This is a genomic window from Lentzea atacamensis (genome assembly GCF_003269295.1).
In the GTDB taxonomy this organism is placed as follows: Bacteria; Actinomycetota; Actinomycetes; order Mycobacteriales; family Pseudonocardiaceae; genus Lentzea; species Lentzea atacamensis.
In genome coordinates this window covers 319,798-346,429 of record NZ_QLTT01000009.1, presented here as the reverse complement: position 1 = coordinate 346,429, position 26,632 = coordinate 319,798, and the positions used below count along the sequence as shown (strand labels likewise).

At 68.6% G+C, this 26,632-nt stretch carries 26 protein-coding genes and 2 pseudogenes; 17 read left to right on the top strand and 11 right to left on the bottom strand.

The features are described from left to right. Window position 1: 1 nt before the first annotated feature. Entirely contained in the window at window positions 2-859 is an 858-nt protein-coding gene (gene mutM / locus C8D87_RS34920; protein ID WP_112229997.1) for a bifunctional DNA-formamidopyrimidine glycosylase/DNA-(apurinic or apyrimidinic site) lyase, read from the top strand. 355 nt (window positions 860-1,214) lie between these two features. On the opposite strand, the gene C8D87_RS45395 is transcribed toward mutM, so the two are convergent. Further along, entirely contained in the window at window positions 1,215-1,895 is a 681-nt protein-coding gene (locus tag C8D87_RS45395; RefSeq protein ID WP_146771956.1) for a hypothetical protein, read from the bottom strand. A 93-nt stretch (window positions 1,896-1,988) separates the two neighbouring features. Here C8D87_RS45395 and C8D87_RS34905 point away from each other — a divergent pair, with 93 nt between their 5' ends. After that, window positions 1,989-2,315, top strand: coding sequence for a PadR family transcriptional regulator (locus C8D87_RS34905; protein ID WP_089954763.1), 327 nt, complete (start codon window positions 1,989-1,991; stop codon window positions 2,313-2,315). Beyond that, window positions 2,312-3,409, top strand: a complete 1,098-nt coding sequence (locus C8D87_RS34900; RefSeq protein ID WP_112229991.1) for an HAAS signaling domain-containing protein — start codon at window positions 2,312-2,314, stop codon at window positions 3,407-3,409. Before C8D87_RS34905 ends, C8D87_RS34900 begins: the two co-directional genes overlap by 4 nt. A 35-nt stretch (window positions 3,410-3,444) precedes the next feature. Here C8D87_RS34900 and C8D87_RS34895 read toward each other — a convergent pair whose 3' ends face one another. Further along, window positions 3,445-3,885, bottom strand: coding sequence for a MarR family winged helix-turn-helix transcriptional regulator (locus C8D87_RS34895; RefSeq protein WP_109634153.1), 441 nt, complete (start codon window positions 3,883-3,885; stop codon window positions 3,445-3,447). A gap of 303 nt (window positions 3,886-4,188) precedes the next feature. Here C8D87_RS34895 and C8D87_RS34890 point away from each other — a divergent pair, with 303 nt between their 5' ends. Further along, entirely contained in the window at window positions 4,189-6,705 is a 2,517-nt protein-coding gene (locus tag C8D87_RS34890; protein ID WP_112229989.1) for a DUF4118 domain-containing protein, read from the top strand. Next, window positions 6,702-7,382 (top strand): response regulator, encoded by a 681-nt coding sequence (locus tag C8D87_RS34885; RefSeq protein WP_112229987.1) that lies wholly within the window; start codon window positions 6,702-6,704, stop codon window positions 7,380-7,382. The genes C8D87_RS34890 and C8D87_RS34885 overlap by 4 nt, the downstream gene beginning before the upstream one ends. Before the next feature lies 1 nt (window position 7,383). Here the strand turns inward: C8D87_RS34885 and C8D87_RS34880 are convergent, their stop codons facing one another. Next, window positions 7,384-7,881 carry a hypothetical protein gene (locus C8D87_RS34880; RefSeq protein WP_146231453.1) on the bottom strand — a complete coding sequence of 166 codons (498 nt, stop codon included), beginning with the start codon at window positions 7,879-7,881 and terminating at the stop codon, window positions 7,384-7,386. A gap of 168 nt (window positions 7,882-8,049) precedes the next feature. Between C8D87_RS34880 and C8D87_RS34875 the strand changes: the two genes are divergently transcribed. Beyond that, window positions 8,050-8,427, top strand: a complete 378-nt coding sequence (locus C8D87_RS34875; protein ID WP_112229985.1) for a hypothetical protein — start codon at window positions 8,050-8,052, stop codon at window positions 8,425-8,427. A gap of 71 nt (window positions 8,428-8,498) precedes the next feature. Here the strand turns inward: C8D87_RS34875 and C8D87_RS34870 are convergent, their stop codons facing one another. Then, a complete protein-coding gene (locus C8D87_RS34870; RefSeq protein WP_112229983.1) occupies window positions 8,499-9,224 on the bottom strand; it encodes a CAP domain-containing protein in 726 nt (241 codons plus the stop codon). An 81-nt stretch (window positions 9,225-9,305) separates the two neighbouring features. On the opposite strand from C8D87_RS34870, the gene C8D87_RS34865 reads away from it, so the two are divergent. From C8D87_RS34865 to smc, 4 genes are read left to right on the top strand one after another with little or no spacing between them, the layout of a single operon-like run. Then, on the top strand, window positions 9,306-9,578 hold the full coding sequence (locus tag C8D87_RS34865) for an acylphosphatase (RefSeq protein WP_109634140.1): 273 nt from the start codon (window positions 9,306-9,308) through the stop codon (window positions 9,576-9,578). A gap of 33 nt (window positions 9,579-9,611) precedes the next feature. Beyond that, a complete protein-coding gene (locus C8D87_RS34860) occupies window positions 9,612-10,118 on the top strand; it encodes a sigma-70 family RNA polymerase sigma factor (RefSeq protein ID WP_109634138.1) in 507 nt (168 codons plus the stop codon). Continuing rightward, window positions 10,115-10,702 carry an anti-sigma factor family protein gene (locus tag C8D87_RS34855; protein WP_112229981.1) on the top strand — a complete coding sequence of 196 codons (588 nt, stop codon included), beginning with the start codon at window positions 10,115-10,117 and terminating at the stop codon, window positions 10,700-10,702. The genes C8D87_RS34860 and C8D87_RS34855 overlap by 4 nt, the downstream gene beginning before the upstream one ends. A gap of 60 nt (window positions 10,703-10,762) precedes the next feature. Further along, a complete protein-coding gene (gene smc / locus C8D87_RS34850) occupies window positions 10,763-14,395 on the top strand; it encodes a chromosome segregation protein SMC (RefSeq protein WP_112229979.1) in 3,633 nt (1,210 codons plus the stop codon). A gap of 235 nt (window positions 14,396-14,630) precedes the next feature. On the opposite strand, the gene C8D87_RS34845 is transcribed toward smc, so the two are convergent. From C8D87_RS34845 to C8D87_RS46380, 4 genes are all read right to left on the bottom strand, one after another. Continuing rightward, window positions 14,631-15,344: a lysophospholipid acyltransferase family protein gene (locus C8D87_RS34845; RefSeq protein WP_112229977.1), complete on the bottom strand. Its 714-nt coding sequence runs from the start codon at window positions 15,342-15,344 to the stop codon at window positions 14,631-14,633. Between the two features lie 24 nt (window positions 15,345-15,368). Then, window positions 15,369-15,707: a hypothetical protein gene (locus C8D87_RS34840; protein ID WP_109634128.1), complete on the bottom strand. Its 339-nt coding sequence runs from the start codon at window positions 15,705-15,707 to the stop codon at window positions 15,369-15,371. Window positions 15,708-15,782: 75 nt separating this feature from the next. After that, window positions 15,783-16,430, bottom strand: coding sequence for a tetratricopeptide repeat protein (locus C8D87_RS34835; protein WP_411711523.1), 648 nt, complete (start codon window positions 16,428-16,430; stop codon window positions 15,783-15,785). Beyond that, on the bottom strand, window positions 16,373-16,693 hold the full coding sequence (locus C8D87_RS46380; RefSeq protein WP_170166696.1) for a hypothetical protein: 321 nt from the start codon (window positions 16,691-16,693) through the stop codon (window positions 16,373-16,375). Before C8D87_RS46380 ends, C8D87_RS34835 begins: the two co-directional genes overlap by 58 nt. A 66-nt stretch (window positions 16,694-16,759) precedes the next feature. Here C8D87_RS46380 and C8D87_RS34830 point away from each other — a divergent pair, with 66 nt between their 5' ends. Then, window positions 16,760-17,683 carry a GNAT family N-acetyltransferase gene (locus C8D87_RS34830; protein WP_112229973.1) on the top strand — a complete coding sequence of 308 codons (924 nt, stop codon included), beginning with the start codon at window positions 16,760-16,762 and terminating at the stop codon, window positions 17,681-17,683. Here the strand turns inward: C8D87_RS34830 and C8D87_RS34825 are convergent. After that, a complete protein-coding gene (locus C8D87_RS34825) occupies window positions 17,633-19,192 on the bottom strand; it encodes a sodium:solute symporter (protein ID WP_112229971.1) in 1,560 nt (519 codons plus the stop codon). The two genes, C8D87_RS34830 and C8D87_RS34825, sit on opposite strands and share 51 nt — an antisense overlap. Continuing rightward, on the bottom strand, window positions 19,180-20,301 hold the full coding sequence (locus C8D87_RS34820) for an anhydro-N-acetylmuramic acid kinase (protein WP_112230100.1): 1,122 nt from the start codon (window positions 20,299-20,301) through the stop codon (window positions 19,180-19,182). The genes C8D87_RS34825 and C8D87_RS34820 overlap by 13 nt, the downstream gene beginning before the upstream one ends. 120 nt (window positions 20,302-20,421) lie before the next feature. On the opposite strand from C8D87_RS34820, the gene ftsY reads away from it, so the two are divergent. Next, a complete protein-coding gene (gene ftsY / locus C8D87_RS34815; protein WP_112229969.1) occupies window positions 20,422-21,678 on the top strand; it encodes a signal recognition particle-docking protein FtsY in 1,257 nt (418 codons plus the stop codon). Between the two features lie 192 nt (window positions 21,679-21,870). On the opposite strand, the gene C8D87_RS34810 is transcribed toward ftsY, so the two are convergent. After that, complete coding sequence (locus C8D87_RS34810) at window positions 21,871-22,611, bottom strand: IclR family transcriptional regulator (protein ID WP_109634115.1); 741 nt, start codon at window positions 22,609-22,611, stop codon at window positions 21,871-21,873. Between the two features lie 77 nt (window positions 22,612-22,688). On the opposite strand from C8D87_RS34810, the gene aceB reads away from it, so the two are divergent. The 5 genes and pseudogenes from aceB to C8D87_RS48200 all read left to right on the top strand — a co-directional run. After that, window positions 22,689-24,173: a malate synthase A gene (gene aceB, locus C8D87_RS34805; RefSeq protein ID WP_233442444.1), complete on the top strand. Its 1,485-nt coding sequence runs from the start codon at window positions 22,689-22,691 to the stop codon at window positions 24,171-24,173. Further along, window positions 24,173-25,342, top strand: coding sequence for a DUF6986 family protein (locus C8D87_RS34800; protein WP_112229965.1), 1,170 nt, complete (start codon window positions 24,173-24,175; stop codon window positions 25,340-25,342). Before aceB ends, C8D87_RS34800 begins: the two co-directional genes overlap by 1 nt. A 75-nt stretch (window positions 25,343-25,417) precedes the next feature. Further along, window positions 25,418-25,885 (top strand): Imm1 family immunity protein, encoded by a 468-nt coding sequence (locus tag C8D87_RS34795; RefSeq protein ID WP_112229963.1) that lies wholly within the window; start codon window positions 25,418-25,420, stop codon window positions 25,883-25,885. A 306-nt stretch (window positions 25,886-26,191) separates the two neighbouring features. Next, window positions 26,192-26,263, top strand: a pseudogene (locus tag C8D87_RS49295) (hypothetical protein); the annotation flags it as partial. A gap of 136 nt (window positions 26,264-26,399) precedes the next feature. Continuing rightward, window positions 26,400-26,630 (top strand): annotated as a pseudogene (locus C8D87_RS48200) (inositol monophosphatase family protein); the annotation flags it as partial. Window positions 26,631-26,632: the final 2 nt, after the last annotated feature.

The window sequence follows — 26,632 nt, the reverse complement described above, 5'->3', positions numbered from 1 at the left end:
CGTGCCCGAACTCCCAGAGGTCGAGGTGGTCCGCCTCGGCCTTGAAGCCCATGTCGTCGGCCGGATCATCTCTTCGGTGGAAGTACTCCACCCGAGAGCGATCCGCCGGCACGACCTGGGCTCTGCGGACTTCTGCGCGCGCCTGGCAGGCCAGCCAATGGCAGCTGCCAGGCGCCGCGGCAAGTACCTCTGGGTAGAACTGGCTGACAAAGCCGCCATGCTGGCCCACCTGGGCATGAGCGGCCAAATGCTCGTCCAGCCCTCCACGGCCCCGGACGAGAAGCACCTCCGCGTACGGTTCCGCTTCGCTGACAACGGCCCGGAACTGCGCTTTGTCGACCAACGAACCTTCGGCGGCCTCGCCCTGGCCGAACTGGTGGAAGTCGACGGCACCCTCGTTCCCGACTCGGTCGCCCACATCGCCCGCGACCCGATGGACCCGCTGTTCTCCCGCGATGCTGCCGTGCGCGCGTTGCGCCTGCGTCACACGGAGATCAAACGCGCCCTCCTCGACCAGACCCTGGTCTCCGGCATCGGCAACATCTACGCCGACGAGGCCCTGTGGCGTGCCCGGCTGCACGGCACCCGCATGACCGACAAGCTGACCAAGGCGAAGGCCGCCGAGCTGCTGGACCACGCGACCGACGTGATGCGCGAGGCGCTCGGGCAGGGCGGCACGTCCTTCGACGCCCTGTACGTCAACATCAACGGTCAGTCCGGGTACTTCGACCGGTCGCTGAACGCCTACGGGCAGGAGAACCGGCCGTGCAAGCGGTGCGGGGCGGCGATCGTGCGCGAGCCGTTCATGAACCGGTCCTCGTACTCGTGCCCGCGCTGCCAGCCCCGGCCGCGGCTCTGACCTCGGCGGGCGTCCGGCAGGCGTTGCACCTGCGGGCGGACCTGCGGCTGCACCTCGTCAGCGACCTGGTGGCGTGCCCCGGTGCTGCCGGAACGCGGCTTCGACGGTGGGCGGGCCGACCGCATCGGTGATCGCGAACGTGAGTGCGGCCCCCGCCGCACTGTTCGGGTCGTGCGGCAGCATCGGTGATCGCGAACGTGAGTGCGGCCCACCGCCGCACTGTTCGGGTGGTGCTGCAGCACGGCGCGTCGTTCGGGTGTGCAGCCGACCTCCGCATCGTTCGGGCGGTGTGGCCGACCGCCTCATCGTTCGGTGTGCGGCACACGGCCGGGTCGTTCGTGCGGGGCGGCTGCGGTCACCGGTTCCACGCTCGCCATCGCCAGGCCACGTCGAGTGGCGGACATGTCGGTGATCTGCGGCTGGACGGCTTCAGTCCTCTCATTACTGCGGTCCTGACCTGCATATTCGCGGCTTTCTCCCGTTGCTCCCTCGCGCGCTTCCTCATTGGCGCGGCGAAGATGACCATGATTTTGTGACACCTACTAGACGGCCGTCCGGCTGAATCCGGACAACGTTCACTCGGTCGGGTGGCGCTGGTCGCCGGAGCGTCGACCTCGTCGAGCAACGCGCCGAAGCCGTGGCCGTCCTGAATGGTGTGGACCTGCAGGTGGGCGAACCCCCTGATCGAACGGGGCAGGTCCGTCGCGGCGGGCGTCGCGGTGGACATCGGAGTGCCGTTCAGCAGCCGGATGATCGTCCTGCCCTTGGTGAAGGCGCCCTCGATCTCCTCGCAGACCCCGCCTCTGCCGTCGCGCACGTCCCGCACCAAGCCGTCGTCGAAGTCCCGCACACAGCCGGCGTGCACCACCCCGATCACCACCGCGGACCGGCCGAGGCGGCGCCGCGGCCGGTCCGGATAGCGCCCGCCGAGATGGCCGCCGGTGCCGTCCAGGAACACGTTCGAGCCACCGAACAGTCCGCTGAACTGCACTTGCAGCCCGATGTGGAACGGCGACCAGCGACAGCAGATGAACACACCCCGCACGGCGCGACACCGACCGACAGCGCATTCGACAGTACTGTGCGATGCGTAGTAGTGTTCACGGCGCAACAGCGGGTCGGAGGGGTCATGGACACCAGTCAGCTGCTCAAAGGGGTGCTGGATCTGGCCGTGCTTGCGGTTCTGCGCAAGGACGACGGGTACGGGTACGACGTGGTGCGCAGACTGCGCGCCGGGGGATTGAACGACGTGGGGGACGCGTCGGTGTACGGCACGCTGCGACGGCTCTACAACGCGGGGATGCTGACCTCGTACGTGGTGCCGAGTGAAGAGGGGCCGCACCGCAAGTACTACAGCATCAACGAGACCGGGCGGGCGCGCCTGGCTGAGTCGAGGGAGACGTGGAGGTCGTTCGCCAGCACGCTGGACGGCCTGCTTGAGGAGGTCGCAGCATGAACACGCAAGCGCTCGGTGTCGAGTACTACCTGGCCGGGATGCGTGCGGCCCTCGACGACCTGCCGCCCAACGAGGTCGCCGAGATCATGGAGGACGTCGAGGCGCACGTCGCCGAGCTGTCCACCGAACTGGGGGAGAACGAGACCCTCGAGCAGCGGCTGGGATCGCCCGAGCAGTACGCGCAGGAGCTCCGGCAGGCCGCCGGGTACCCGCCGCGGACCGAACGGCTGCCGGTCACCACCAAGAAGCAGCTGGTCACCAGGCCTCGGGTGGCGGCTTGGGGGCTGGCGATCGCCACGGCTGTCACGTTGCTGGCGGGGACGGCGGTGCTGCGGCAGTCGGCGATCCTCCTGCTGCCGGCGGTGCTCCTGGTGCTCAGCCTGGCGCTGGTGCACGATCGCGGGCCGGCTCAGCAGGAGATCATGGACCTGCCGGAGACTCGCAAGATCCAGCAGTGGCTGACGCCGGAGGAAGGCACGCCGGGGGAGCGGGCGCTGACCTACCTCAAGTCGCTGCAGCCCGCGTGGTGGCTGGCGCGGGCCGGCCTGCTCGGGCTCGGGGCCGTGTTGCTCGCCAGCCGCGACATCCTCGGGTTCCTGTTCATCGCCGGGATCGCCGTGCTGTCGGTGTTCGCTGGGCCGCGCGCCAAGGTCGACCGGCGGTGGCTGTGGTTCAGCCTGCCGGCGTCCGCGCTGGCGATCGGGCTGCTGTTCCAGGTGATCGACGTGACTGCGAACAACCTCGCGTACAGCTCGTCGCGGCAGGTGTATCAGCCGCCGGCCATGCAGAGCTACGAGAACATCTACGCGTACGACGAGAACGGCAAGTTGCTCACCAACGTGCTGTTGTACGACCAGGACGGCAATCCCATCAACGCGCCCCGGCAGTACTACGGCTGCAACGGAGACGACCCGCAGCCGATGATTCCGGCTAACCGGTATCCGCGGCCGAAGATCGACTACGAAAACGGCAGCTGTTACACGGTGGCACCGAGCGTTGTCGCTCCGTCATCGACGGAGAGTGCACCGCCGTCGAGTTCTGGAAGCGCACCTTCGAACTCGGTGGCACCGACTTCTGTGTCACCCAGCAAGTAATGGCGAGGAGCGGGACCCGTCGGGGGGTCCCGCTCCTACTTGTTTTCCTGCGGTTCCGCCAGGTGGCGCAATACCGGCATGGCCGAACGCAGGAGTTCTCTGTCTTCCGGCGAAAGTTCGGACATTCTTTCACTCAATAGCTCGGCCTCGCCGTGAGCCAGCGACAGGATCGTCTCGCGACCGACTTCGGTCAGCACGACTATCGTCGCTCTGCCGTCGGCGGCGTCGGGCTCGCGACGTACGAGGCCGGTGGACTCGAGGCTGGTCACGACGGTTGTCGCGGTCGGCTGCGAACACAGCGCGCGCACCGCGATCTCGCCGATCCGCATCGGGCCGTGGGCGCTCAGTTCTGACAGCACCAATAACTGGGTGGGTTGCAAACGACGGGCCGGAGCGGCCTGCCGAAGACTTCGCACCAGCCGGTGCACGGCCACCACGAGTTGAAGTGCCTCGTGGTTGGTGACGGTGGTGGGCATCGTTTCTCCGCGCGCATGTGATTGTCCGAATTCGGACACGAACCCTGGCACTTTCCCTCATTCACGCTCTGCGCGCTATCCGCCAACTGCCGATAACCCATTCGGCCGTTGTGGTGACGCGGGGTGTCACGGCGCGCGTCCAGCACAGTTAAATGTGCTGGTAAACGGCGTAAAAAGCGCAGTGGGGCTCACTCGAACGGGCGCCGTGCTGAAGCATGATTCAACGAGACAGATCTGTGGTCAAAGATGTGGGAAGGAGCACGTGAGTCGCCGGGCGGCGCAGTGCGTACCCCCGAACAGCCCATGCGGGGCCAGGAGCAGACTGGTCCGGTGAGTGCGAAACCCAGGCGTGGGGAGCTCCGCATCTTCTTCGGAGCCGCTCCCGGTGTCGGCAAGACGTTCTCGATGCTCGATGAGGCCCACAGGCGCCGCGAACGCGGCACAGATGTGGTCATCGGATTTGTGGAGACCCACGGCCGTGCCAAGACCGCTGAACTGGTCGACGGTCTGGAAATCGTGCCGCGCAGGCGCTTCACCCACCGTGGTGTCGAGCTGACCGAGATGGACGTCGACGCCGTGCTGGCCCGTGCGCCCGAGGTCGCGGTCGTCGACGAGCTCGCGCACACGAACGCGCCGGGATCCCGTAATGCAAAAAGGTGGCAGGACGTCGAGGAACTCCTCGAAGCCGGGATTGACGTGCTCTCCACCGTCAACGTGCAGCACCTGGAATCGCTCAACGACGTCGTGCACCGCATAACCGGCGTTCCTCAGCGGGAAACGGTGCCGGACGAGGTCGTGCGCAAAGCCGGCCAGATGCAGCTCGTCGACCTCACGCCGGAAGCACTGCGCCGCAGGCTCGCCCACGGCGACGTCTACGCGGCCACCAAGATCGACGCCGCCCTCGGAAACTACTTCCGCGTCGGCAACCTCACCGCACTCCGTGAGCTCGCGTTGTTGTGGGTCGCAGACCAGGTCGACGTCGCGTTGCTGCGCTACCGGGCCGAACAGCAGATCACCGACACATGGGAGACGCGCGAACGTGTCGTCGTCGCCATCACCGGCGGTGATGAGAGCGAGACGCTGATCCGGCGCGCTCGTCGCATCGCCACGCGCGCGGGAGGCGACCTTCTGGTCGTGCACGTCCTTCGCGGTGATGGGCTCGCAGGAGCCGACCCACACGCACTGACGAGGTACCGCAAACTCGCGGAGGACGTCGGCGCCACCTTCCACACCGTCGTCGGCGATGACGTGCCCACGGCCTTGCTGGAGTTCTCACGCGGTGTGAACGCCACGCAGCTCGTGGTCGGCACATCACGCCGTTCACGGTTCGCGCGCGTGTTCTCCGCTGGTATCGGCTCCACCGTGGTGCAGGAGTCCGGCGCGATCGACGTGCACATGGTCACGCACGCGGCCACGACCAGCGGCTGGCGCGCACGGCTCGCGGGCAGTCCGCTCAAGCCGGGCAGGCTCGCGTGGGGCTGGTTCCTCACGATCGCGGGTCCCGCGCTGGTCACGGCGGCCGGCGCGTCGATGCGGGGCAGCCTGAACTTCTCCACGAACGTCATCGCCTACCTGCTGGTCACGCTCGTCGTCGCCATCGTCGGCGGACTCGGCCCGGCGATCACTACCGCGCTGGTCAGCGCGTTGCTGCTGAACTTCTTCTTCACCGAGCCCGTCCACACGTTCACCATCGACGCGCAGCAGAACGTGCTCACCTTCTTCGCGATGATCATCGTCGGTGTCTCCACCGCGTTGGTGGTGGATTACGCCGCCCGCCGTGCGACGCAAGCAGCTCGGGCACGCACCGAGGCCACGCTTCTCGCGTCGTACGCGCGCACTGTGCTCACGAACCCGTATCCGCTCGTGCGGCTCCTCGAGAAGGTGAAGGAGAACTTCGGCCTGATCTCCGTCGCACTGCTGGAGCGCGCCGACGGCGAGTGGCAGCGCGTGGCGTGCGTTGGCGCGAACCCGTGCGACGAGCCGGAGGAGGCTGACGTCGACATCGCGGTGACCCCGGACGTGCACCTGGCGTTGCGCGGCCGGTCGTTGCCCGCGTCCGACCGCCGTGTGCTGGAGGCGGCCGCAGGCCAAGCGCTGCTGGCGCTACGGCAACAACGCATGGCCGAGCAAGCTGTGGAAGCTCAACGTCAGGCGTCTCGGACCGAGCTGCGCACGGCGCTCCTGAGCGCTGTCGGTCACGACCTCCGCACACCGCTGACCTCGATCAAGGCCTCCGTGGGCTCGTTGCGCGACCCGGAGCTCCAGCTGTCCGAGTCCGACACCGCCGAGCTGCTGGAGGCCGTCGAGGAGTCCGCGGACCGGCTCACCGGCCTCGTCGACAACCTGCTCGACTCCTCGCGGCTGGCGACCGGAGCCGTGGAGCCGCAGTTCCGCGCCGTCGGCTACTACGAGGCCGTGGCACGGGCGTTGAGCGGCCTGAACGGCGACATCGAGGTGGACGTCCCGGAGGCGCTGCCTCCCGTGCGGGCCGACGTCGGGCTCCTCGAACGGGTCATCGCGAACGTCGTGGGCAACGCGCTGCGCTACGCCGGTGCCGTGGCACTCCGGGCGTCGGCACACGGTTCCGAGGTGGAGCTGCGCGTCGTCGACCACGGCCGCGGCCTGCCCCGCGGCACGGCCGACCAGGTCTTCGCCCCGTTCCAGCGCCTCGGCGACCGCACGCCGGGTGGCGTTGGTCTCGGTCTGAGCGTGGCGAAGGGCTTCACCGAGGCGATGGAAGGCACGATCAGCATGGAGGACACGCCTGGCGGCGGCCTCACCGTGGTGATCTCGCTCCCGGTCGATGAGAGGGCTTCGTGACGAAGGTACTGGTGGTCGACGACGAACCGCAGATCGTGCGCGCGCTGCGGATCAACCTCACGGCCCGCGGCTACGAGGTGCTCACGGCCCCCGACGGCGCCACGGCCCTGCGCCTGGCCGCCGACGGCAAGCCCGACGTCGTCGTCCTCGACCTGGGTTTGCCGGACATGGACGGCACCGACGTCATCGCGGGCCTGCGCGGCTGGACCACCCTGCCGATCATCGTGCTCTCCGCCCGCAGCGGCTCGACCGACAAGGTCGACGCCCTCGACGCCGGCGCCGACGACTACGTGACCAAGCCGTTCGGCATGGACGAGCTCCTGGCCCGCCTGCGTGCCGCGGTCCGCCGCTCGGCCGTCGCGGGGCCCGAGGACGAGCCGATCGTGAAGACCGCGTCGTTCACCGTCGACCTGGCGGCCAAGCGGGTGTTGAAGGACGACGTCGAGGTGCACCTCACGCCCACCGAATGGGGACTGCTGGAGGTGCTGGCGCGCAACGCCGGGAAGCTCGTCGCGCAGAAGCAGCTGTTGCGTGACGTGTGGGGACCTGCGTACGAGAAGGAGACCCACTACCTGCGGGTTTACCTCGCGCAGCTGCGGCGCAAGCTGGAGCCGGAGCCCGCGCGGCCCCGGCACCTGCTGACCGAACCCGGGATGGGTTACCGGTTCGAGCTCTGAACTAGGGCTTCGGGTCCGGCACTGCCGAGCTGGAGCTCGCGGACGACGACGGCGGCGCGGTCGTCTGCGACGTCGAAGAAGTGGAAGACGTCGTCGGCTCCGTCCACGACGTGGGCGGGTTGCTCTGCGGCTGCGACGGCTCGCCCGGGTTGGTCGTCACCTGCGGTTGCTGCACCGGAGCGTCCGGCTTGGGCTGCTCGTTCGGGCGCGCGGCCTGCTTGCGGTCCGGCTTGGCCGACGAGGCGGCGGTGCTGGAGGGCACGGTGACGACGACCGTGCTGGTGCTGCCGTCAGGCGCCACGCTGGTGATGGTCTCGACGACGTCCGCGGACCTGCGTTCCGGGTTCGCCTCCTGGCCGCTCGCGGCCAGCATGGACGCGACGGTCGCGAACAGGGTCGCCACGACCACACCGCCCGCAGCCAGCATGACGGCCGTGCCCACGCGCTTCTTCTGCGGCGCGGGCTCGGTTGGTGACTGCGGATGATCTTCCTCGAACACACCCATCTCCTCGTGGGAAACCCGGTCGGATGGTCTTGCGTTCGAGTTATCGGCGGAAACGCACCAAAGCCTCAGCTACGCCACACCTTCGTGTAGCTCTGCGTCACTGGGCGGTGACGGGCGTAACCCTAAGCGGGCGAAGTCGTTGTTGTCGGGTCCGGCGGCGGCGTGGTGGTCGTCGTCGTGACCGGCGGCGGTGTCGTCGTGACCGGATCCTGCTTCGTGGTCGTCGTGGTGACCGGCGGCGGCTCTTCGGTCGTCACGGTGGTCGTGGTGCCGTCGGGGCGCGTGATGGTCGTGACGCGCGTGGGCTTCTTCGTCGTCGTGGTGGTCGACGTCGCGGTCTCCGAGGAGGTCGACGAGGTCGGCTCCACCGAGGACGTGGGCGCGGACGTCGGCACGATGCTCAGCGCGTCGCGCACGGCCTCCTTGCGCGGCGGCTGCGTGGACGGGGTCTGGGAGGCGCTGTCCGAGCCGGCCGCGAGCGAGGCCACGGCTGCGAAGACGGTCGCCAGTACGACGCCGGACGCGGCGAGGATGATCTGAGGTGCACCGCGAAAGCGCGAGCGCGAGTCCGGTTCCGGGCTCTCGTACACGAAGTTTCCCCTGCTCAAGCGTCAGAAGCCGAAGTTCTGGGTCCAGTAGTTCCCGCGGGTGTCGAGGCCGACGCCCATGGTCGCGAATTCACAGTTCAGGATGTTTTCCCGGTGACCCTGGGACTTCATCCAGCCGTCCATCACCGCCGCGGGGGTGGGATAGCCCATCGCGATGTTCTCGCCGCCGGGCTTCGGGTAGCTCGCGTCCTTCATGCGCTGGTCGAAGGTCCTGCCGTCCTGCGACGTGTGCGAGAAGTAGTTCTTGTTCGCCATGTCCGTGCTGTGCGCCTGCGCTGCGGTCGTGATGCGGTCGTCGATGACGAGGGCTTTGCAGCCCTTCACGGCGCGCTGGTCGTTCACGAGCTTGAGGACGGCCTGCTCCGGTGTCTGGCCGGACGGCGGCTGCGGTGGCTGGGCGGGCGGCTTCGGTGCTTCGGGAGGCGTTGTCGTGGTGGTGGGAGCCGCTGACGAAGTAGAAGAGGAAGTGGGAGCCGCCGTCGTCGAAGAAGTGGTGGGAGCGGGAGACGGCGCGGACTCAGCGGGGGCGCCTACACCGGGGTTGCCGGCCGGCGTCTGTCTGTTGGGTGCGGCGGCGCTGCCGGTACCGAACTGGTTCGCTGCGTCGGTGCTCTCCTGCTGCGCGGCGGGCGTGAACCCGAGGCCGAGAGGGGAGGTACCGGTGACGGCGAGACCGCCGACGCCGGTTGCGCCGATCAGCAGGCCGAGTAAGAGGCTGCGGGCACTCACGGGTCGGCACCGTACCACTAATGGGTGATAAGCCCCGAGTGCCTCTTCGGTCACCTTGGGTGACTACGCAACCATTCGGAGGTGGACGTGCGACTAAACGCGTGGGTGCGTGGACGGGTTCAGGGTGTCGGTTTTCGCTGGTGGACGCGAGCCAGGGCGCTAGAGCTGGGCCTGGTGGGCAGCGCTTCGAACCGGCCTGACGGACGGGTCGAGGTCGTTGCCGAGGGTCCGCGCGAGAAGTGTGAACAACTGCTGAAGGCTCTCCGTTCGGGTGAAACCCCCGGACACGTCGAATCTGTCGGTGAGCAGTGGTCCGAGGCCAGGGGTGACCTGACCGGGTTCTCCGAGCGCTGAACCTTTCCGAAAGAAGTGGCGTAGTAAGGGAGCGTGGACTCCGCCGAAGACGTCCTCATCCAGCTGTACGACCGCTGGAGAGGCCCGCTGCTGCACTACGTGCTGCGGCTGGTCGACGGCGACTACCAGCAGGCGGAGGACGTCGTGCAGGAGACCTTGCTCCGCGCCTGGCGGCACTACGACGAGCTGAACCCGGACGACGCGGCACCGTGGCTCTACACGGTCGCCCGCAACCTGGTGATCTCCGGATATCGCCGGCGCAACGCACGTGCGACCGAGGTGCCGCTCGAACCGGTGGATCTGCCGCCGGTCGGCGACGAGGTCGAACACGTGCTGCAGACGTGGCAGATCGCGTCGGCGCTGCGGGCGCTCACGCCTGAGCACCGGACGGTCGTCATCGAGCTCTACTACCGCCGCCGCACCGTCGCGGAGGCCGCCAAGACGCTCGGCATCCCGCCGGGCACGGTCAAGTCGCGCTGCTTCTACGCGCTGCGGGCGCTGCGCGACGCACTGGAGGAGAGAGGGGTGACCGAGGCGTGAGCTGCCAGCACACCGTCGACGTCGGCGCCTACCTCTTCGGATCGCTCGAGCTCAAGGAACGGTCCGCGTTCGAACGGCACCTCGGCAGCTGCGACACCTGCCAGGCCGAGATGCTGCGGCTCGCCCCGCTGCCGGGACTGCTCGGCCGCCTGAGCCTGGCGGACGTCGAGAACCTCGACGAGATCCCCGCCCCGCCCAGACCGAACCACCACCGTCGCGTGCTGATCCTCTGCGCGGCCGTCCTGGCGGTGCTGGCGCTGGCCGGCGGCGTGTTGTTCCTGAAGCCCCCGTCTGCGCCGACGTGGGCCGCGCAGGACCAGGCGACGGGCGTGAACGCCAGCGTCTCCATGGTCACCAAGTCCTGGGGCACCGAGATGTGGTTCACGCTCCACAACGTGAGGCCGGGCGCGCGCTGCAAGGTCATGGTGTTCGACCGGGACGGCCAGCGCGAGATCGGTGGCTGGTGGGGCTCGGACCACGCGCCTGACGAGCGGATTCCCGGTTCCACGTCGTTCCGGCTCGATCGGATCGATCGCCTGGAAGTGTCGGACGAGAGCGGGCCTCTGGTTACTCTCCGTCCATAGAAACGCAGGCCACGGCCCGCGTCCCGCATCACCCGCAAGCGTTTGGGTACTCTGCCCCGCGTGCATCTCAAGAGCCTGACGCTGAAGGGCTTCAAGTCCTTCGCCTCGGCTACCACGCTGCGCTTCGAGCCCGGCATCACCTGTGTGGTCGGCCCCAACGGGTCCGGCAAGTCCAACGTGCTCGACGCGCTGCGCTGGGTGATGGGCACGCAGGGTGCCAAGGACCTGCGCGGCGGCAAGATGGAGGACGTCATCTTCGCCGGCACGTCCGGCCGCGCGCCGCTCGGCCGCGCCGAGGTGACGCTCACGATCGACAACTCCGACGGCGTCCTGCCGATCGAGTACACCGAGGTGTCGATCACGCGCCGCATGTTCCGCGAGGGCGCCACCGAGTACGAGATCAACGGCAACTCGTGCCGCCTGATGGACATCCAGGAACTGCTCTCGGACTCCGGCATCGGCCGCGAGATGCACGTGATCGTCGGTCAGGGCCAGCTCGCCGCGATCCTCGAGTCCAAACCGGAGGAACGGCGCGCGTTCGTCGAAGAGGCCGCCGGTGTCCTCAAGCACCGCAAGCGCAAGGAAAAGGCGCTGCGCAAGCTGGAGGCGATGCAGGCGAACCTGACGCGCCTCACCGACCTCACCGCTGAGCTCCGCCGTCAGCTCAAGCCGCTGGGCAAGCAGGCCGAGATCGCCCGCCGCGCCCAGGTCGTGCAGTCCGAGCTGCGGGACAGCAAGCTCCGCCTGCTCGCCGACGACCTCGTCACGCAGCGGGAAGCCATCGCGCAGGAGGAACACGACGAGGCGAAGGCCCGCGAGCGCCGCGCCGAGGTCGAGAAGTCGTTGCAGGCCGCGCAGTACCAGCAGAACGAGCTGGAGGAGCGCGTCGCCGCCGACACGCCGAAGCTGCAGGCCGCGCAGGACACCTGGTACCGGCTGTCCGCTCTGGAGGAGCGTCTTCGCGGCACCGTGCGCCTCGCCGCGGAACGAGCGCGGCACCTGTCCGCCGAGCTGGACGCGCCGTCGCGCGGCCGCGATCCCGACGACCTCGAGCGCGAGGCCGAGGAGACCGCCGCGATGGAGCTGGAGCTCCAGGAGGGCGTGACCGAGGCGCGCATCGCGCTGGCCGAGGCCGTCGAGACGCGGTCGGAGCTGGAGCGCATGGTCTCCCAGGCGGAGAAGGCGCACATGGCCGCCGTCCGCGCGATCGCCGACCGCCGGGAGGGCCTCGCGCGGCTCTCCGGTCAGGTGGAAGCGTTGCGCAGCAAGACGAACGCCACCGCCGAGGAGATCGAGCGCCTCTCCGTCACGCTCTCCGAGGCCACCGAGCGCGTCGAGTTCGCGTCGATGGAACTGGCCGAGGCACGCGAGATCACCGGCACCGAGGACGAGGACGACCACGACCTCGACGAGCGCCACCGCCAGGCCGTGCAGGCCGACGACGCGGCGAGGCAGCGCGTCGAGGAGCTGGTGAAGGCCGAACGCACCGCGGAACGCGACATCGCGTCGTGGCGTGCCCGTGTCGACGCGCTTTCGCTCGGCCTGACCCGCAAGGACGGTGCCGGCGCGCTGCTCGCGTCCGACGTGCCGGGCCTGCTGGGGTCGGTCGCGGCGCTGTTGACCGTCGAACCGGGCTACGAGGTGGCGATGGCCGCCGCGCTCGGCCCCATCGCGGACGCCGTCGCGGTGTCGTCCGGTGAAGGCGCGTTGCATGCCCTGAAGCTGTTGAAGGAGAAGGACGCCGGTCGCGCGGGTGTGCTGATCGGCTCCCACGGGTCCACTGTGGACACGTCGCAGTGGGGTCATCTCCCGCACGGCGCGCGGTGGGCCGTCGACGTCGTGCACGCGCCCGAGGCGTTGCGTCCGGCACTGACCCGCGCGCTGGATCGCCTTGCGGTCGTCGAGGATCTGGACACCGCGGCCCGGCTGAACGTCCGCGCCGTGACCCGAGACGGCGACCTCTTCGGCACGGACTGGGCGGTCGGTGGTTCCGGCGGCCAGGGCCAGAGCGTCATCGAGGTGCAGGCGGCCGTCGACGAGGCCCAGGAGCAGCTGGCGACGGCGGAACGCGCACTGGAGCACGCTTCGGCGGCGCTGGAAGGCGCCCGCGCCGAGCAGCAGGCCCGCCGCAAGGTGCTCGACGCGGTCAAGGAGGCCATGCAGGAGGCCAAGGTTCGCCAGGCGCGCTCCGGCGAGCGGCTGAACCGGATGGCCGCGGCGGTGCGGTCGGCGGAGGCCGAGGTCAACCGCATCGCCGAGCAGCGCTCGAAGGTCGAGCGGTCGCGGGAGGAAGCCCTGCTGAAGCTGGGCGAGCTCGAAGAGCGGCTGCTGATGGCCGAGGAGGAGCAGACCCTCGACGACGAGCCGGACACCGACCAGCGCGACGCGCTGGCCGCTGAGCTCGCCCAGGCCCGCCAGGCCGAGATGGACGCCCGCCTGGTGCAGCGCACCGCCGAGGAGCGCGCACGGGCGTTGCAGGGTAAAGCGGACGGTCTGCGCCGTGCCGCGCGCGCCGAGCGTGAGGCCCGCGAACGCCACGCCCGCGCCACGCAGCACCGTGCGCGCGGTGCCCAGGTCGCGAAGGCCGTGGTCCGTGGTGGCGAGCAGGCGCTGGAACGCATCGAAATTTCGCTGGCCCGCGCCGCCCGTGAGCGCGACCAGGCCCAGGAACGCCGCACGCAGCACGAGCTGCTGCTGACCCAGGTGCGCAACCTGGTGCGCGAGATGTCCGGCGAGCTGGAGAAGCTCGTCGACGCCGTGCACCGCGACGAGGTCCTGCGCGCCGAGCAGCGCCTGCGCATCGAACAGCTCGAGACCAAGATCGCCGAGGACTTCGGTATCGGCCTCGACGACCTCATCGCCGAGTACGGCCCTGACCAGCCTGTGCCGCCGTCAGCCGGCGAGATGGCCGAGTACCAGGCCGCGAAGGAACGCGGTGAGCAGGTCTCCGAGCCGCAGCCGATGCCGTACGACCGCGACACCCAGGCCCGCCGCGCCAAGCGTGCCGAGCGCGACCTGTCGCTGCTCGGCAAGGTCAACCCGCTCGCGCTGGAGGAGTTCGCCGCGCTCGAGGAGCGCTACAAGTTCCTCTCGACGCAGCTGGAGGACATCAAGGACACCCGCCGTGACCTGCTCACGGTCGTGAAGGAGGTCGACGACAAGATCCTGGAGGTCTTCACGTCGGCCTACGAGGACGTGGCGCGCGAGTTCGAGATCGTCTTCAAGGTCCTGTTCCCCGGCGGCGAGGGCCGCCTGGTGCTGACCGAGCCCGAGGACATGCTGACCACCGGCATCGAGCTGGAGGCCCGCCCGCCCGGCAAGAAGGTCAAGCGCCTGTCGCTGCTGTCCGGTGGCGAGAAGTCGCTGGCCGCGGTCGCGATGCTGGTCGCGATCTTCCGTGCCCGCCCCTCGCCGTTCTACGTGATGGACGAGGTCGAGGCGGCGCTGGACGACACGAACCTGCACCGGCTGATCAGCCTGTTCGAACAGCTGCGGGAACGATCGCAGTTGCTGATCATCACGCACCAGAAGCCGACCATGGAGATCGCGGACGCCCTCTACGGCGTTTCGATGCGCGGTGACGGCATCTCGCAGGTGATCTCGCAGCGGCTGCGCACGCGTGGCGACGAGCCTGCCAAGCCCGTTGAGGCTGCTGTGCCGGAAGCTGCGGAGGCGGCGGAAGCCGAGGCGTGAAGAGGGCGGCCGGAGCGGTGCCTGGGGGGCTAAGACCAACCCCGGCCGCGGCCTCTCACGTCGGGCCGCGTCTGGCTCGGTGACCTTCCTCTCAGGGGAGGGAGGTCCCCCATATCACCGGGCAGACGCAGCCCTTGCGCCAGAAGAGGTGAAGTCCCCCAGTTCAGCCTCACCTCTTCGGGTGCGCAGAGACCACTCTGCCCGACGAGGCTTGTGAAAACCTTGTATCCGCAGGTCAGCGCCCGCTGGCGTCGAGTCGCGCCGCCTCTTCCGGCGTCGGTGCGCCGCCGCCCAGGTGTGCCGGCGCCCACCACGCGCCCGGCTCGACGGGGTAGCTCGCCTGCGCGACGTCCAGCAGGTCCTGCATGCGCTTGCGCAGCAACGCGTCACCGGAGTCGCCGGGGGAGGGCTCGAACGGCTCGCCGATGAGGATCTTGATCGGCACGTGCCGTTGCGTCAGGTTCTTGGGCCGGCCCTTGGTCCACAGGCGCTGGGTGCCCCACAGCGCCATCGGGACGAGCGGCACTCCGGCCTCGTGCGCCAGGCGGTTGGCGCCGGACTTGATGTCCTTGACCGTGAACGACCGGCTGATGGTGGCCTCGGGGAAGATCCCGACGACCTCGCCGGTGCGGAGCGCGGACAGGGCCTGCTGGAAGGAGGCCTGGCCCGCGCTCCGGTCGACGGGGATGTGGTGCATGCCGCGCATGAGCGGGCCTGCGATCTTGTTGGCGAAGATCTCGTGCTTCGCCATGAACCGCGTGAGGCGCCCCGAAGGACGCGCGCCGTAGCCCGCGAAGATGAAGTCGAGGTAGCTGACGTGGTTGGACGCCAGCACCGCTCCTCCGGTACGCGGGACGTGGTGCGCCCCTTCGACGGTGATCTGCAGGTCCAGCAGCTTGAACATGAGCTTGGCTGCGGCGATCACCGGGGGATATACGCGATCCGACATGCTTCCGAACGGTAGCCGGAAAAGCTACTGACCGGTAGCGGCCCCTTCGTGTTCTCGCATGACCTTCGGCACGCCCGCGAGGTCCTCGTCGTTGCACAGCAGCTTGAGGTCGTAGTACGGGTTGCCATGGGTGTCGTCGTAGTCGAGATGAACTGCGATGACGTCCACGGGCTCGCCCAGCCACTCTTGCGTCTGCCGCAACCACGCGGCCGCGCGCTCGAGTGCGGTGGGCAGGTCATCGTCACGGAATTCGACCGGCCGGTACGGAACACCCTGGACGCCGTCCCGGTTGTTCGTCGGCAAGGGCAGGTCGACGGCCACCCCGGTTTCGTTGAGATCGAGTTGGATCGTTTCCTCACTCACTGTAGAAGAGTCCCCCACCCTCACCAGCCCTGCAAGCCCGAATCTGGGTGGCGGCCCGGTCGTGTGAGGCGTACCTCAGGTGGATCTCTTCAAGAACGCGATGTCGCGCTTCAGCTTGGTGATCCGGTCGTGGGTGGGCATGAGGGTGCGCGACAGTGCCGCCAGCAACTGTTCCTGCTCCTCGATCGCCCCTTCGACGTCGCCCGTCCGGTAGCGCAGGTTGGCCAGCAGCTGCCAGGTCTCCACCGTGTCGGCGTGCTCAGGGCCCAGCACGCGGACCTGGTCGCGCAGCAGCGGCTCGCAGGCGCGGATGGCCTTCGCGAACTGCGATGCGGCGCCGAGCATCCTCGCCAGGTTCAGCCGCGCGTCGAGGGTCTGGGGGTGGTCCGCACCCGCGACGTCGGTGTAGTCCTCGACGAGCGCCCTGAACTCCGTGATCGCTCGCTTGAAATCGCCCGCGTGAGCCCTGGTCCTGGCCAGGTTGGTCCGCGTTGTCAGCGTTTCCGGGTGCCGTACGCCGTACCGGCGGCCCTGGTCCTCGGCGAGCCGTTCGAACTCGCGGACGGCACCGGCCGGATCGCCCGCGTCCAGGAGGCTTTCCGCCAGGCTGTTCCGAGAGGTCTGGGTGTCGGGGTGGTCGGCGCCGAGCGCCGCCCGCTGATCGGTCAAGAGTTCTTCCAGTTCTCGAACGGAGCCGAGGGGATCGCCTGCGGTCCTGCGCAGGCTCGCGAGGTCGTTGCGGCTGGAGAGCGTTGCGGACCGAGCACCTTGCCGACGCCTCCCATACCGCGCAGCACCGCGAGGCCGGTCAGACGGGTCGTGGGGCGGTCCTGGTAGCAGTCGGACTGACGTGGGACGACGCCCACGTGCACGGGCCAGGACACCCCTGGTGACGTGCTGATGTGCACGTCGCCGCGCACGTTGCCGATCTGGGTGACGGGCCCGTGGACCGTGCCGGAGATCGACGAGCGCGATTTCGCGGACATCCGCGCCATTTTACCCGGCCGAAAACTCCCTCGCGCCGAGCCGTCGAGGGAGCAACCATTCCTTCCATGTACGACATCCGTTTCGCCGAACCTGGCGACCTCGGCGCCACGATGGCGCTGCTGGTCCGGCTCCAGGCCGACAACGCGCATCACATCGGGTACCTCGGTGAGACAGTCGACGAGCTCCGCGCGGAACTCGGCGAGTTCGAGCCCAGCTGGGCCGACTGCACGGTGGTGGCCGTCGACGCCGACGACAACATCACGGGCATGCTCAGCGTGGAGATCGACGCTGACCTGGGCCGCGCGTGGCTGCACGGGCCGTTCGTCGACGTACCGGTCAACCACCCGGCGGGCAGCCGCATCTGGGACCAGACCGCCGACGCGATGTTCCGGCGCGCCGCCGAACTCCTCACCGGCATCACCGACCTCGAGCTCTACGGGCACACCGCCCACCGGCGGCTGGCGGCGTTCGCCGAACGCCACGGCTTCAGCGCCGGCAAAGCCAGTGCGATCCACATACTGGACAACGGGGAGCTGCGCACGTTGCTGCTGAGGGACGCGAAGTGCCCCAGCGAACGTGAGATGCGCGTGCTGCCCACCGACCGTTACGTGCACGAGGCCGTGGCCGTGTTGCACGAGCGATGTTTCCCGCGGACGTACCTGTCCGGCAAGCAACTCGTCGAATCCAAACCGGAGAACCGCACCGTCGTCGTCGCCATGGACGGCGAACGCGTCATCGGGTACGCGGCGGGCAAGGCCCAGCCCGAGGAGTACTACATCGACTTCGTGGCCGTCGAACCGGATGTTCGCGGCCAGGGCGTGGGCGCCGCGTTGATCACGGAACTGCTGTGGAAGCTCGCGGCGGACCACGGAGCACGACCGCAGGCCGCCGCGTCGATCTACTCGGGCAACGAGTCGTCGCAGAACATGTTCGCCCGCCTAGGCTTTCGCCTCCACATCGAGCTCGTCTCGTACCGGCACACCGCGTGAGTGCCGCAACGACAACAACCCACCCACCAGCAAGGTGACCGCCACCCCCAGGGGCGTGTTCCACCAGCCGGTCAAGGACTTCCTGGTCGCGTCGGCCTTCGCGAAGTCGATCGTCGGTGTGCTGCCGACGAACTTGACCCCGAGAATCACGAAACCGACGACCAGCACCGTCGTCACGAACGCGATGATCGCGTCCGCCTGCGTGACGCGCCTGAAGATCAGGCCGAGGAGGAAGGCCCCGAGCAGCGCGCCGTAGGTGTAGCCGGCGATGCCGAGCGCCTGCACCACGATCGGATCCGCCGTGGTCTTGTTCGAGGAGGCGAACAGGCCTGCGCAGACGATCAGCAGTCCCGCCCACACGAGCGTCCAGATCCGGCCGTGGCGCAGGCGTTCGTCGTCGGTCATCGGGGTCTTGCGGACGCGTTCGTAGACGTCCGTCACGGTCGAGGAAGCCAAGGCGCCCAACGACGACGACAGCGCGGCCGCGAGGATGCCGGCGATCACGAAGCCGGAGAGCCCCGACGGCAGGTCGTTGACGATGAAGTGGGCGAAGAGCTCGTCCTTGTTGCTGAGCTTCAGGTCCTTCACCGGGTCGACGCCGTTGTAGAACGCCCACATCATCACGCCGATGAAGAGGAAGAACGCGAACTGCAGGAACACCACGACACCGGAGGCGATCAACGCCTTCTGCGCGGACTTCACGTCACGCGTGGCCATCAACCGTTGCACGATCATCTGGTCCGCGCCGTGCGACGCCATCGAGAGCAACGCGCCACCGAAGAACGCCGCGATGAACGGGAACGAGCCCGTCAGCGGTGACGAGGCGAAGTCGAAGAGCTGGAACTTGTTGGCGTCCGCGGCCTTCGAGAACCAGCCGTCCGGCAGCTGACCGGCCAGCACCCAGATCACCACGACGCCGCCGAGGACGTACCAGAGCATCTGGATGGCGTCGACCCACACGACCGCGCGGGCGCCGCCGAAGAAGCTGTAGAAGACCATCGCGATGCCGAGCGCGAGCACGATGGCCCAGTACGAAGCCGTGATCCCGTACTGCGCCAGCACGACCTTGATCGGAATCGCCGTCGCGAAGAGCCGGATGCCGTCCGCGAGCAGGCGGGTGAAGAGGAACGTGACGGACGCCGTGGCACGCATGCCGTCGCCGTACCGCTTGCCCAGGAACGCGTACGCCGTGACGAGGTCACCGGCGACGTAGCGCGGCAGCAGCACGAAGCTGACGATGATGCGACCGACGATGTAGCCCAGCGCGAGCGTCAGGTACGTCATGCCGCCCTGCGCCGGCGTCGCCATGTAGGCGATCACCGGCACGCTCAGCACGGTGAGCGTCGACGTCTCCGCGGACACGACCGACAGGCAGACGACCCACCACGAGATGCGCTTCTCGCTGACGAAGTAGTCGGTGGACGATCTCTGCCTGCCGCCGATCCACGTGCCGAGCAACGGCATGCCGACGAGGAACAGGGCGATGATCGCGAGATCTAGTCCACGCATTTCGGTTCCCCCACTTTCAGCTTGGTCACGGCGGTGGTGACGGGCTCAGGCAGCCGCAGCGGCCCGTTGCCGGGCGTGATGCTCCCGAGCAGCCGCGGCCCGGACGCACCGGTCGCGGACGGCGTGTTGCCTGGAACTCCGTGCCACGTCAGGAATCCGAGCAGCGCGGCGAGGTAGGCCTCCTTGCCGTCGCGCGGCAGGCCCAGCGAGTCGCTGATCCGCAGCGGGATCGGGTCGAGCGCCTTCGCGAGCGCCTCGACGAGCACCGGGTTGCGCATGCCGCCACCGGACGCGACGACGGTGCTGGCGTCGTGGGCGCGGCAGGCGTCCGCGATGGTGCGGGCGGTCACCTCGACGAGCGTTCTCAGCATGTCCTCGGCGGGCACGGTCGGGAACCCCTGCAGGTACCCGGCGTTGAAGTGCTCCTTGCCCGTCGACTTGGGCCAGGGCTTCGAGTAGTACGGGTCCGCGAGCAGCTTCTTGAGGATGTCCTCCCGGACGGTGCCCCTGCGCGCGAACTCGCCGTTGGTGTCCTGCCGCCTCTGGCCGTTGGAGATGACCTCCATGACGGCGTCCATCAGCGCGTTGCCAGGCCCCGTGTCGTAGGCGATCGGCGGGGTTCCCGGCCGGACGACGGTGATGTTCGCGATACCGCCGATGTTCAACGCGACGGCGGGGGCGTCACCGGCCAGCCAGAGCGCGTCGAGGGTGCTCGCCAGCGGGGCTCCCTGGCCGCCGGCGGCGACGTCGCGCACGCGCAGATCGGCGATGACGGGAACACCGGTGCGTTCAGCGATCCACGCCGGCTGCCCGAGCTGCAGCGTGCCGAGGCAGTCGCCGTCCTGCACCTCGTGGTGGACGGTCTGGCCTAGCGAGGAGATCAGGTCTGCCGGAAGGTACCCGGCGGCGACTTCGCCGAAAGCCTGCCCGAGCGACGTGTCGAAGGCGCACACTTCGGCGAGGTCCCGCGGTTTCTCCAGCAGGTCCTTGGGGAAGGGGTGCTCGGCGCACTGCACCGGCACGAGCTCGACGACGTCGCCGTTGATCGACAGGTCTGCGACGGCCACGTCGATGCCGTCCATCGACGTGCCGGAAATCAGTCCGATCACCCTCACGACGTGTGGTGTATTCCACACCGTGGTCGCGCGCAAGGGCTTTGGTGAAATCTTCGCCTAAATGAGCAATATGTGGTTGGCAGGTCACATGGCACCCTGTGAAACCATAAGGCCGTGCCGACATCTTCCCTTGTCCTGATCCTCATCGTCGTTGCGGTCGTGCTGATCGCCGCGCTGGTGACCGGCGTGGTGCTGACGCGTCGCCGTCGCATCAGCCTGACCCAGAAGGAGGAGGCGCCCCGCCCTGGCGGTTACGAGGCCACGTCCGGGATCTCGCTGGCCCCGGCCAAGCCGGACGTCGCCGAACCGGTCGAGCATCCGGTGGCCGAGCGGACCGAGGTGGACGGCCAGCCGGGGGTGGGGGACGACGCCTCCGTGCCGCGCGACTCGGTGAAGCGCGGCTTCGTCGAGGTCGACCTGCCGGAAGAGGCGTCCGAGGTCGAGGAGATCGAGCCCACCGAGGGACGTCTGGAGCGGCTGCGCGGGAAGCTCTCGAAGTCGCGCAACGCGTTCGGGTCCTCGCTGCTCGGGCTGCTGGGTGCCGGCGACCTGGATGAGGACTCCTGGCAGGACGTCGAGGACACGCTGCTGATCGCCGACCTCGGCGCGGCCACCACCACCGAGATCGTGGACAAGCTGCGCACGAAGATCGCCGGCTCCGGTGTGCGGACCGAGGCTGAGGCTCAGGCCTTGCTGCGCTCGGTGCTCGTCGAAGCGCTCGATCCGTCGATGGACCGGTCCCTGAAGGCGCTGCCGCACTCCGGGAAGCCCGCTGTGCTGCTCGTGGTGGGCGTCAACGGTGTCGGCAAGACCACCACCACCGGCAAGCTCGCACGCGTGCTCGTGGCTGACGGGCGCACGGTGCTGCTGGGGGCCGCCGACACGTTCCGCGCCGCTGCCGCCGACCAGCTGGAGACCTGGGGCAAGCGGGTCGGTGCGGAGACCGTGCGCGGGCCCGAGGGCGGCGACCCGGCTTCGGTGGCGTTCGACGCGGTCAAGCGCGGCATGGACTCCGGCGTCGACACGGTGCTGATCGACACGGCCGGCCGGTTGCACACCAAGGTCGGGCTGATGGACGAGCTCGGCAAGGTCAAGCGCGTCGTCGAGAAGCAGGCCGTGGTGGACGAGGTCCTGCTGGTTCTCGACGCCACCACCGGCCAGAACGGGCTCACCCAGGCTCGGGTGTTCGCCGAGCAGGTGGACATCACCGGCATCGTGCTGACGAAGCTCGACGGCACCGCCAAGGGCGGCATCGTGTTCCAGGTGCAGCGCGAGCTCGGGGTGCCGGTGAAGCTGGTCGGGCTGGGTGAAGGGGCCGACCACCTGGCGCCGTTCGAGCCGGGCGCCTTCGTGGACGCGCTGCTCGGCTGATCTTGTCGGACCCTCTGCCCGCGATCGCGACAGCGACAAGATCGCCGCGGAGGTCAGGGAGTTGTAGCGCGCTCGATGGCGAATGTCAGTGAGACTGCCTGGCGGCCACCGTCGCAGCCGCGACGGAGACTCCCTCCCCGGTGGTTTCGTCGGTCACCAGAGCGGCGGACGGTCAGCGGATCTGGACGTGCGTCAGCTCGCCCGGTCCGCGAGCCTCTTCGCCACCGCCAGCACCTCCGGCAGGATGCGTGACACGGCTTCCTTGGTGAGCCTGCCTTCCGGCCCCGACACCGACACCGCGGCCAGCGTCGGCCCGCCGATCACCGGCACCGCGATGCACCGCACCCCGAGCTCCTGCTCCGACTCGTCCAACGCGTACCCGCGCTCGGAGATCTCGTCCAGCGAGTCCAGCAGCTGCGAGGCGTCCGTGATCGTGTTCGGCGTGTAGGCGGGCAGCCCGGTGCGCTCCAGCAACGACCGGACCTCGTCGCGCGGCAGCTGCGACAGCATCGCCTTGCCCACCCCGGTGCCGTGCGGCAGCAGGCGGCGCCCGACCTCGGTGAACATGCGCATCGAGTGCTTCGACGGCACCTGCGCGACGTAGACGACCTCGTCGCCGTCCAGGACCGCCAGGTTCGCGGTCTCCTCGACCGAGTCGACCAGCTGCGCCAGGTACGGGCGCGCCCAGGTGCCGTACTGACGGGACGCGGTCTCGCCAAGGCGGATCAAACGCGAGCCGAGGGTGTAGCGCCGGTTGCTGTTCTGGCGCACATAGCCCAGCGTGACAAGGGTGCGGATGAGCCGGTGGATCGTGGGCAGCGGTAGGCCCGAGACCGTGGCGAGTTCGGACAGGGAGGCTTCACCGCCCGCGTCTGCCAGGCGTTCCAGCAGGTCGAAGGCTCTCTGTAGGGACTGCACGCCACCTGTGGACACGTGCGGCTCCTCTCATTGCAGTTCCGCAATGCAAAAACTATAGTCCACACAGCAAAACCCGAGAGAGGTGGATCCAGGTGCAGGTCCTCACCGAAGAGGCTCTTGAGTTCGTCGCGAAGCTGCACGAGGCGCACGCCGCGCGCCGGGACGAGCTGCTCGCCCTGCGCAAGGAGCGACGGCCCCTCGGGTTCCTCCCGGAGACGCAGCACGTCCGCGACGGCGAGTGGCGGGTGGCGGAGGCGCCGGACGCCCTCGAAGATCGTCGCGTCGAGATCACCGGGCCCACCGAGCGCAAGATGACGATCAACGCGCTCAACTCCGGGGCCAAGGTGTGGCTCGCGGACCTCGAGGACGCGAACACGCCGCACTGGGACAACGTCGTGCAGGGGCAGGTCAACCTCTACGAGGCGGCGCGCGGGACCATCGAGTACACCTCGCCGGAGGGCAAGGAGTACAAGCTCAAGGGCGGCCCGTACCCGACGATCGTCGTGCGGCCGCGCGGGTGGCACCTCGACGAGCGGAACCTGGAGTTCGGCGGGCGCAAGGCGGTGGGGGCGCTCGTGGACTTCGGGCTGCACTTCTTCCACAACGCCGAGCTGGGCAAGCCCTACTACTACCTGCCGAAAATGGAGTCGCACCTCGAAGCGCGGCTCTGGAACGACGTGTTCACCACGGCGCAGGAGCTGTTGAACATCCCGTACGGCACCATCCGCGCGACGGTGCTCATCGAGACGATTCCCGCCGCGTTCCAGATGGAGGAGATCCTCTACGAGCTGCGCGACCACGCGTCCGGGCTCAACGCCGGCCGGTGGGACTACCTGTTCAGCGTCATCAAGTACTTCCGGGACGCGGGCGCGGACTACGTGCTGCCGGACCGCAACAGCGTGACGATGACGGCGCCGTTCATGCGCGCGTACACCGAGCTTCTGGTGAAGACCTGTCACAAACGCGGGGCGTTCGCCATGGGCGGCATGGCGGCGTTCATCCCGAACCGGCGCGACCCGGAGGTCACGGAGAACGCACTGCGCAAGGTTCGTGAGGACAAGACGCGCGAGGCGAACGACGGCTTCGACGGCTCGTGGGTGGCGCACCCGGACCTCGTGCCGATCTGCCGCGAGATCTTCGACGGGGTGCTCGGGGGCAAGCCGAACCAGATCGACAAGCAGCGGCTCGACGTCCACGTCACGGCCGAGCAGCTGCTGGACTTCAAGTCGGCCGGTGGCGCGGCGACGCGGGCGGGCCTGGAGTCCGCGGTCGACGTCGGCGTGCGCTACATCGCGTCGTGGCTCGGCGGCAACGGTGCGGCGGCGATCCACAACCTGATGGAGGACGCGGCCACCGCGGAGATCTCGCGCAGCCAGATCTGGCAGTGGATCAACAACAAGGTCGTGCTCGACGACGGCACGCAGGTCACCGCCGACGCCGTGCGGGAAGTCCTGGCGCGCGTGGGCAAGGAGCTCGAGGGCCCGCACGTCGCGGCCGCCGTCGAGCTCTTCGAACAGGTCGCGTTGTCCGAGGACTTCGTCGACTTCCTGACGCTGCCGGCGTACGAGCGCATCTGATGTACCGGACATCGCTGTCACCCGACGACGTCGCGCGGGTGACCGCGCGGTTGTCCACTGTGGAACGCAGCTGGCCGGTGGGCCGTCAGCCCGTGCACACGTGCTACGTGCCCGCCGGCCGGATCATCGCCACGACGGTCGGCGACTGGGGCCGCGAGGCGCTGGAGTCCATCGAACCCCCGCTGCTCCCGGACCTGCCGGACGGCGTGCTCGACCGCGTTCGCGCCAAGCTCGCCAGGGAGCCGATCGAAGACCTGCGGATCGACTTCGAGGACGGCTACGGCGCGCCAGAGGACGACGTCGAGGACATGGACGCCGAGAGCACGGCGCACCTCGTGTCCCGCTGGCTGGAGGAGGGCACCGCGCCGCCGTCGTTCGGCGTGCGGATCAAGTCGTTCGACACCCCGGCGTTGCGCGAACGCGGGCTGCGCACGCTGGACATCTTCCTGACAGCACTGGGAGAGGTCCCGCCGGGTTTCGTGATCACCTTCCCGAAGGTGACATCTGCCGACCAGGTCGAGGTGTTCGGCGAGGTGCTCGACCTCTTCGGGAAGGATCTGCGGTTCGAGATCCAGGTCGAGACCACCCAGTCCATCGTGGACAAGGAGGGCAGGCTCGCGATCCCGCGGTTCATCGCGGCGGGCAAGGGCCGGGTGACAGGTCTGCACTTCGGCACCTACGACTACACGGCGGGCTGCGGGCTCTCCGCGGCGCAGCAACACCTCGCGCACGGCGCGTGCGACTTCGCGCGGCACGTCATGCAGGTCTCCGCTGCTGGGACCGGCGTGCGGCTGTCCGACGGCTCCACCAACGTGCTGCCCGTCGGGGACCAGAAGCAGCACGGGTGGGAGACGCATTACCGGCTGGTGCGGCGATCACTGGAGCACGGTTTCCACCAGGGCTGGGATCTGCACCCGGTACAATTGGTGACACGATATGCCGCCGTTTATGCCTTCTACCGCGAGGGAATGAACGCGGACGCGGCCCGTTTGAAGTCCTATGTGCAGCGCGTCTCCGGAGGCGTTCTGGATGAACCGGCGACCGCCCAGGCATTGTCGTCCTTCTTCCTCCGCGCGATGGACTGCGGTGCGCTCGATCCGGTGGAAGTGCAGGTCGCGACGGGTCTGGACGAGGCAGGACTGAGAGGCCTCGCCACTCGATCAGGCTGACCGGGTAATCACCCGTTCGTGTGGTTCTGTCAATGGGTGTCGAATGTTCCCGGCAATGGGTGCAGGGTGGCTCGCATGAGCATGCGTGCTGGTCTCTGGACCGGGCTACCGGACCTCGACGCGGCGGAGCACAAATACCAGGTCGTCGCGTGCGAAGCGGAAGTGGACACGTTGATCGGCCTGCTGGGCAGGCCCGAGTGCAACGACGGATCGCTCGACCACTTCGGCAGGGCCCTCACCGCCGAGGGCGATCCCGACCACAACGTGGTGCTCGCCGTGCGGGGCGTCTGGGGCTACATGTACTACGTCGACAACACCTTCATGGGCTGGCCGAAGGGGTCCGAAGAAGCGCCGTACGTCAACGAGAAGTACACGGACTTCCCGCCCGGTGTCGGTGTTCCACTCGACCTGTACAGGCAGTTGCTGATCGAGTTCATGACGACCGGTGAACGTCCTGCCGGGGTGGACTGGTACAGCGAGGCGGATCTGTTCCACTCGTGGCGGGATCAGCAGATGTCGTTGCGCGGCACCGAGAACCGGTGAACGCCGGTTCGCACGGCTGTGTCGATCAGGTGATGTGACCCGGCTTCCGGGTTCGCCGCGTGCTCGAGGCGGTCGGCGCCGTCATCGGTGTGGTCGGGCTCGTGTTGACGATCCACTACGCCCGCAAGGCCGAGCAGATGAACCTGATGCGGAAACGGCTGTAGTGGCGGGTGCAGATTCCCGACGCCGTGTCGAAGCACGAAGGCACCGTGCTGATCCTCGACGACTTCGTGATGCCGGGTGACTTCCTGGACTCGCTGAGCAGGCGGCGAGCTCGACAGGAAGATCGAGCGCTCGTTGTCCGAGGTGTTGCGATCCGTGCTCCCCGGCTCCGCTGTCGTCGGCGAGGAGCTCGGCTTGCGGGGGACGAGCCAGGCCGAGTGGATCGTCGATCCGATCGACGGCACGACCGACTTCGCGCACGGCGTGGAGCACGTTGGCCGTGTCCCGGGTCGAGCGGCTGAGGGCGGTCTTCCACGAGTGTCAGGACCTCCGGCGGTGAGGTTCCGCCTCGCTCGATCTGATCTCGGTCGCGGAGGGCGCCATGGACGGTCACTTCGAACTGGACCTGCGGATGTGGGACGTGGTGGCCGCGGGACTGGTCATCGAGGAAGCTGGTGGGGTCATCAGCGGTTGGACCGGTGAGGGCCTGAGCTGGACGTCGCCGGAGGACAAGCTCGACGTCGTCGCGTCCAACGGGCTGGTCCACGAGGCGCTGCTGAGGGCTGTCGGCGGTCCCGGGTGATT

What these genes read in the sequence shown, in the direction of transcription:
- C8D87_RS34905 (WP_089954763.1), top strand. Translation starts at nt 1,989, where the DNA reads ATGGACACCAGTCAGCTGCTCAAAGGGGTGCTGGATCTGGCCGTGCTT.
- C8D87_RS34900 (WP_112229991.1), top strand. Translation starts at nt 2,312, where the DNA reads ATGAACACGCAAGCGCTCGGTGTCGAGTACTACCTGGCCGGGATGCGT.
- C8D87_RS34895 (WP_109634153.1), bottom strand. Translation starts at nt 3,885, where the DNA reads ATGCCCACCACCGTCACCAACCACGAGGCACTTCAACTCGTGGTGGCC.
- C8D87_RS34890 (WP_112229989.1), top strand. Translation starts at nt 4,189, where the DNA reads ATGCGGGGCCAGGAGCAGACTGGTCCGGTGAGTGCGAAACCCAGGCGT.
- C8D87_RS34845 (WP_112229977.1), bottom strand. Translation starts at nt 15,344, where the DNA reads ATGTCGGATCGCGTATATCCCCCGGTGATCGCCGCAGCCAAGCTCATG.
- C8D87_RS46380 (WP_170166696.1), bottom strand. Translation starts at nt 16,693, where the DNA reads ATGTCCGCGAAATCGCGCTCGTCGATCTCCGGCACGGTCCACGGGCCC.
- C8D87_RS34830 (WP_112229973.1), top strand. Translation starts at nt 16,760, where the DNA reads ATGTACGACATCCGTTTCGCCGAACCTGGCGACCTCGGCGCCACGATG.
- C8D87_RS34825 (WP_112229971.1), bottom strand. Translation starts at nt 19,192, where the DNA reads ATGCGTGGACTAGATCTCGCGATCATCGCCCTGTTCCTCGTCGGCATG.
- C8D87_RS34800 (WP_112229965.1), top strand. Translation starts at nt 24,173, where the DNA reads ATGTACCGGACATCGCTGTCACCCGACGACGTCGCGCGGGTGACCGCG.
- C8D87_RS34795 (WP_112229963.1), top strand. Translation starts at nt 25,418, where the DNA reads ATGAGCATGCGTGCTGGTCTCTGGACCGGGCTACCGGACCTCGACGCG.